At 40.6% G+C, this 6040-nt stretch carries 5 protein-coding genes; 4 read left to right on the forward strand and 1 reads right to left on the reverse strand.

The window, feature by feature from the left end; genetic code table 11:
- Positions 1 to 35 precede the first annotated feature (35 nt).
- Positions 36 to 1190 (reverse strand): cytochrome-c peroxidase, encoded by a 1155-nt coding sequence (locus tag EDC41_RS00700; protein WP_006251420.1) that lies wholly within the window; start codon positions 1188 to 1190, stop codon positions 36 to 38.
- A 363-nt stretch (positions 1191 to 1553) separates the two neighbouring features.
- Between EDC41_RS00700 and EDC41_RS00705 the strand changes: the two genes are divergently transcribed.
- The 4 genes from EDC41_RS00705 (at position 1554) to EDC41_RS00720 (ending at position 5950) form a co-directional block, all read left to right on the forward strand.
- On the forward strand, positions 1554 to 1724 hold the full coding sequence (locus tag EDC41_RS00705) for an ESPR domain-containing protein (protein ID WP_006251419.1): 171 nt from the start codon (positions 1554 to 1556) through the stop codon (positions 1722 to 1724).
- Positions 1725 to 1956: 232 nt separating this feature from the next.
- Entirely contained in the window at positions 1957 to 4089 is a 2133-nt protein-coding gene (locus EDC41_RS00710; RefSeq protein ID WP_318008416.1) for an adhesin, read from the forward strand.
- A 72-nt stretch (positions 4090 to 4161) separates the two neighbouring features.
- Positions 4162 to 4647, forward strand: a complete 486-nt coding sequence (locus EDC41_RS00715; protein WP_006251417.1) for a hypothetical protein — start codon at positions 4162 to 4164, stop codon at positions 4645 to 4647.
- A complete protein-coding gene (locus EDC41_RS00720; protein ID WP_020831073.1) occupies positions 4610 to 5950 on the forward strand; it encodes a hypothetical protein in 1341 nt (446 codons plus the stop codon). Before EDC41_RS00715 ends, EDC41_RS00720 begins: the two co-directional genes overlap by 38 nt.
- The last annotated feature ends 90 nt before the right edge of the window (positions 5951 to 6040 follow it).

Below are 6040 nucleotides of genomic sequence, written 5' to 3' on the forward strand. Positions count from 1 at the left end.
GGTAAAATTTCCCCAAAATTTTACCGCTTGTAGCCTTATTTTCTATACCGCTCATCCGTCAAGGTTTTTAAAAATGCTTTGAGGGCATCAATTTCTTCATCGCTTAAGGGTTTGGCTTTGAGTTTTTGGTGGGCGATAGTGGGTTCAAATTCTGCTTGTTGCCACGCCGTGCCGGTTTCAGGGTTGATTTTTCGCTCCGGGTTATTGTAGCTGTCTAAAAATAGCAAAACAGTCTTTAATTCTTTAAACACACCGTTGTGCATATAAGGTGCAGTCACGGCAACATTACGCAATGTTGGGGTTTTGAATTTGCCTTTTTGTGTTTCATCACCTTTAACATTTGGGTTTTCAAATAAGCCTAAATCGACGAAGTCTGGTGCGAAGCCGTTAACCGCTATCAAGTCTGGGTTACCGGGTACGCCTACATTGTAATAGTGATAGTTGCTAAAGGTTTCTTCTTGGTGGTTTGCAGCACTCTGTAATTGGTGGCAACTACTACAATTAGTTTGAGCTTTATTGAAAAATAAAGCTCTGCCTTTTTCTTCCAATGCAGTTAATTGTACCTCGCCTTTTAAAAATAGATCATATTTTGAATCAAATGGAGCGAGAAGTTTGTTTTCTTGTTGGAATGTCGCAATCGCATCTTCCATTGCCGCATAAACGCTTTCATAACTTTCCCATACCTTTTCACCGTAAAATTGCCCTAAAAATCGCTGATACATCGGCACATTATATAATCTTTTGGCTACTTCTAATTTGTTAGGCATTCCCATTTCATTTGGGTCGATAGGCGGCATACCGGCTTGCTCGGCGAGATTTTTGGCTCGTCCGTCCCAGAACTGCCCGCCGATATATTCTTGACTTTGCTCATCAAAGTGGAACTCAGGCGAGTATTTCGCATAAAGCATGGTCGGGGAGTTGCGTTTGCCGAATTTGGTTGGAGTATCTCCTTGTGAAACCACCCCTTTTGCCGGAGTAGTGCGGTTATCAATAAAGGCATAATCCGGATTATGGCAGCTGGAGCAGTTTTGTGAACCGTTGTGTGACAGCATATTGTCAAAGAATAGAATTTGTCCAAGTAGGGGCTTATTTATTCCTTCTGTCGGCATAGTTCGAGGTGCTTTTTCTAGTGCCAAAGTTACGCCGGAAAATAGAGTTAAGCTAAAGATTAGAGGGAAGAATTGGTTCATAAAAGCATACCTTTTTAACGATAACTACAGTGATAATTCAATAGTGTTGAACGATTATCCGTAAACCTTAGCTTATTTTAAAATTTCACTGCGTATAAATCTCCCCTCAAAATGAGGTAGTGGCTTGATTTAAGTCAAGGTGTTTTGCGTTATAACAAGCGGTTAGATTCCTCGTATTATTTACAATAAATTTACACTCCAGAAGATGAATTATATTACAAATAGCGTAAAATACGCGCACTTAAATTTCTGAGTCTATAAGTAAGTTATTTCACTTAAATAGGTGGCGGTTTTTTATATTGGTGAAGATTATGTTGAACATAGGTTCTACGTAATCTTTTTTATTTTTATATAGGGTCGATTATGAATCAAATTTTTAAAGTTATTTGGAATCAGGCAACACAAAGTTGGGTTGCAGTATCTGAATTACAACGAGCGAAAGGTAAAACGATGCAAGTAAGGCAACATTGGCTTTATTGGCTGGAGCTAGTGCCGTGTTGGGAGCTAATGATGCTGTGGCTGTTGTATCTATAGGTTCAACAACAAGTAATTATATTTCAACACAAGCAACTGCATCATCGGAGAACGCAATTGCTATTGGTGCGGATTCAATCTCAACTGGCAGATCTACTATTGCAATTGGTACAGATGCGAATGCAACGCATAGAACAAATTTAGTGGATCCAGAAGATACTTCTTACATTACTATAATATTGGTGTAGAGAGTCTCAATAATACTGGTCAGAATTGGGCATTAGTTCCTTCTATTGCTATTGGTATGGGGGCTAGAGCGACTTCAGCAAATGCTATTGCATTAGGTACGGATACTGCTGCAACAGGTAACCGTGCAACAGCTTTTGGTGCAGGAGCTCTAGCTACTGGTAACCGTTCAACAGTAATGGGATGGAGATCTGCCGCTAGTGGCACTCGTTCATTTGCAATGGGTTCAGGTGCAACCGCAAATGCTGATTTTTCAGGTGCAATGGGGGATAAGTCTGTTGCAAATGCTACTTATTCTTTAGCTTTAGGTTCAAGTGCTAATGCAACTTCTACTGCAACTAGAGGTACAGCGATTGGTTATAATGCGACAGTTTCAGGTGTTAATGCGACAGCTTTAGGGGTAAGTGCAGTATCTTCCAACCAATCTACGGTTGCAATTGGTGATAGTGCTAAAGCAAGTGCCGGTTTTGCTATTGCCTTAGGCTCAGGTGCTAATGCAGCGCTAAATAATTCGGTTGCTTTAGGGAGTAATTCAACCGTTTCCAACGCTGTGGCAGTTCCTTCTGCGACGGTAAATGGTATTACTTATTCCGGCTTTGCGGCTAATACTACGGCAGCAGGGAATGTTGTTTCTGTTGGCTCAAACACGATCAAACGCCAAATCCAAAACGTAGCGGCAGGTCAGAACTCTGCTACATCAACCGATGCAATTAATGGTTCACAGCTTTATATGGCAATGAACGCAACAGGTAACCTTGCTAATTCAACTAAAAATATTTTAGGTGGTAATGCTACAGTAAATCCTGATGGTTCTGTTACCTACACTAATATTGGTGGAACAAATAAAAATACGATTGAAGAAGCACTAAAAGCGGTAAAAACAGAAGTTGTTGCAGGTAGCAATGTTAATATTACAAATGCAACCGGTGCAAATGGACAAACTATTTATACAGTAAATGCGTATAACACCACGGCAAGTTCTTCTAGCCCTGATTACATTACTGTAACAGGTAAAGCTGCAACTGCTGCGAATACAACTAACTATGAAATTGGTTTAACTAAGAAAGCCATTGATGACTTTACGAAAGATACCCAAGCTACTGTTGTTTCAAACGATGGTACAGTAACTGTAAAAAGTACAGAGAGAAATGCAAATGGCACGGTTATTTATGATCTTTCTGTCAATATTCCTGCGCAAGCAAGCCAAATTCAATATTTCTCTGTGAATTCAACCGTACCTGAGAATCAAGCTAATGATGGCGCGAAGAGCAGAAACTCAATTGCGATCGGCCCGAATGCAACGGCAACAGGTGGAGAGCAAGCGGCAGTAGCATTAGGCACAAACTCAAATGCAAATGGTAACGGAGCGTTATCTTTAGGTGTTGTTACGGTTTCAAAAGGTATTCAAGCTACGGCAGTTGGTCATTCAGCAAATGCAACGGCTAATGGTACAACCGCACTTGGTCGCCAAACAAATGCGACAGCAGGTGATGCTACAGCGGTAGGTTCTAATGCTAATGCAACGGCTGAAAAAGCTTCTGCCTTTGGTGTTGCAGCAAATGCGAGTGCAAATGCCTCTTTAGCCGTAGGTGCAAATTCAATTGCCTCAGCACAATCAGCAGTGGCTGTTGGTACACGTGCTAATGCAACAGCTCAATTTGCTACAGCATTAGGTATGGGAGCTCAAGCTACTCTGAATAGTTCTGTTGCTTTGGGTAGCGAATCAGTCGTAAGAGCAGCAACACCAACTGAAAATGCAACGGTAGGGGGTATTACTTATAATGGCTTTGCCGGGGTAAATAAAGATACTAACTATGTTGTTTCTGTAGGCTCTGCAGGTAAAGAGCGTCAAATCCAAAATGTGGCAGCGGGTCAGATTTCTGCTACATCAACCGATGCGATTAATGATTCACAACTTTATATGGCAATGAATGCAACCAGTAACCTTGCAAATTCAACTGCAAATAATTTTGGTGGCGGTTCTGTTGTGAATCCGGATGGCTCTGTGACTCAGCCTAAATATAATGTAACGAATGCAGCTGGAACTCAGTATGGTAATACTGCAACAAATGTTGGCGATGCAATTACGAACTTAAATAACTATGTAAACCAAGGTTTCAATATTAAAGATAATGCAGGTGAAACCAAAGGCACAGTGACCCCAAATGAATCTGTATAATTTGTAAACGGTAAAGGTACAGTTTCAAATGTTACACAAGAAGCTGATGGCGTAACTAAAGTAACCTTTGATGTGGATACCGGTTCTATCACGGTTGATAACACAACAGGTGCAGTAACTACACCTGCAGAAGAAGATAAAGTTGCAACTACAAAAACAGTTTCTGAAGCGATTCAAAAAGCAGGTTGGAATGCAAAATCTGGTGGCAATAAAGCTGATAGTGATCAAGAAGCAGCAGAGTTGATTAATCCGGGCGAAGAAGTGATTTTTGCAGCAGGCGATAACTTAAAAGTTAAACGTGTTGGCACTACATTCACGTACGAAACAGCGAAAGATGTGAAATTTGATAGCGTAACATTTGGTGATAATGGCCCGAAAATCACGAATAAAGATGGTAATGTTAATATTGCAGGTAATGATGGTAATCCAACCAAAATTACAGGCGTGAAAGCAGGTGAAGCTGATACTGATGCGGTGAATGTAAGTCAGTTAAAACAAGCAGCAGCGTCACAAAACCGAAGTGAAAGGTTCAGGTTTAGCAACTGTTGGTGCACCTGAAACAGGTGATAATGGTCAAACAATCTATACGGTAGATGTAGCGAAAGCAGGTGCTCCTACAGTAACTCGTGGTAATGTGGCTGTTAAAGAAGGCGATGAAAACAAAGTTATGACCGCAGGTGATGTGGCTGATGCAATTAATAATTCAGAGAAAACCTCATCTGTAGTAGCTGGTTCTAAAGCCGTAACTGTTAAAGCCGGAAAGGAAGATGATAAAGGCAATACTGAATATACGGTAGATGTTGCAACGGATAAATCTATCGGTCGTGATAATGACGGTAATATGACAGTGAATACTGACAACGTTACTATCGTGAAAGATCCGACAACAGGCGAAGTTAAAGCGAATACCACAACATTAAATAATTCTCCTGAAGGTAAAGTTACTGAGCCTACAGGTGACGATGCTAAGAAATTAGTGACGGCAGGTGATATTGCTAATGCAATCAATAATTCAGGCTTTAATGTAACAGCAGGTGATGGTGTTGATGGTGGTGAAACCAAAGGTAAGAAAACACAGCTAATCAAGCCAAGTGAAACAGTTACCTTTGATGCGGGTAAAAATATGACACTTACCCAAGCTGACGGTAAATTCACTTACACAACGAAAGATAATGTTGCATTCAACAGCATTGATATGAGCAATGGTAAACCAGATACAACAGGCTCAATCACTAATCTGAAGAGCGGCGTGGGTGGTACATTTGCAGATAAAGCAGCACCAACAGATGCAGAGCGTAAAGCGATTGCGGATAATATTAACAACGCAACAGGTGATACGTTGAATAATGCTGTGAATGTGGGTGATGTACAAGCAGCAACCACCAAAGTGGAAGGTGATAAAGGTGTTACTGTAACATCTAAAACTAACGATGACGGCTCAACCACTTATACCGTTGAAGCAAAAACGGATGGTACAACCATTAAGGTAAACGATAAGGGCGAAATCACGGCAAACACCAGCGAGTTAACAAATAACCCTGATGGTAAAGTGGAAGAGCCTACAGAACCAAATGCATTAGTAACAGCTAAAACCGTTGCAGATGCAATTAACAATGCAGGTTTTAACATTCAAGCAAACGGTGACGAGAAGAGCCTGGTGAAAACAGGTGATACGGTTCAGTTCTTAAATGGTAAAAACATTGAGATTACCCGTGATGGGAACATTACTGTTTCAACTGCAAAAAATGTGAATTTTGATAGTGTACAGTTCGGAAATGAAGGTCCTAAGATTACTAACAATGGTGGTAATATCAATGTTGGTGACAAAGACGGTAATGCAGTCAAAGTAACTAATGTGTAGAAGATCAAACCTAATCTGACAGTCCCCCGTTTTAAATTACCGTGTCTGTCAGATTAATTTGAGCTTAAATTCTTTTCCACCCAAATCCGT

Source organism: Mannheimia haemolytica (assembly GCF_004342115.1).
Lineage (GTDB): Bacteria > Pseudomonadota > Gammaproteobacteria > Enterobacterales > Pasteurellaceae > Mannheimia > Mannheimia haemolytica.

Coding starts and splice junctions, on each gene's coding strand:
- EDC41_RS00700 (WP_006251420.1), bottom strand. CDS start 1,190: ATGAACCAATTCTTCCCTCTAATCTTTAGCTTAACTCTATTTTCCGGC.
- EDC41_RS00705 (WP_006251419.1), top strand. CDS start 1,554: ATGAATCAAATTTTTAAAGTTATTTGGAATCAGGCAACACAAAGTTGG.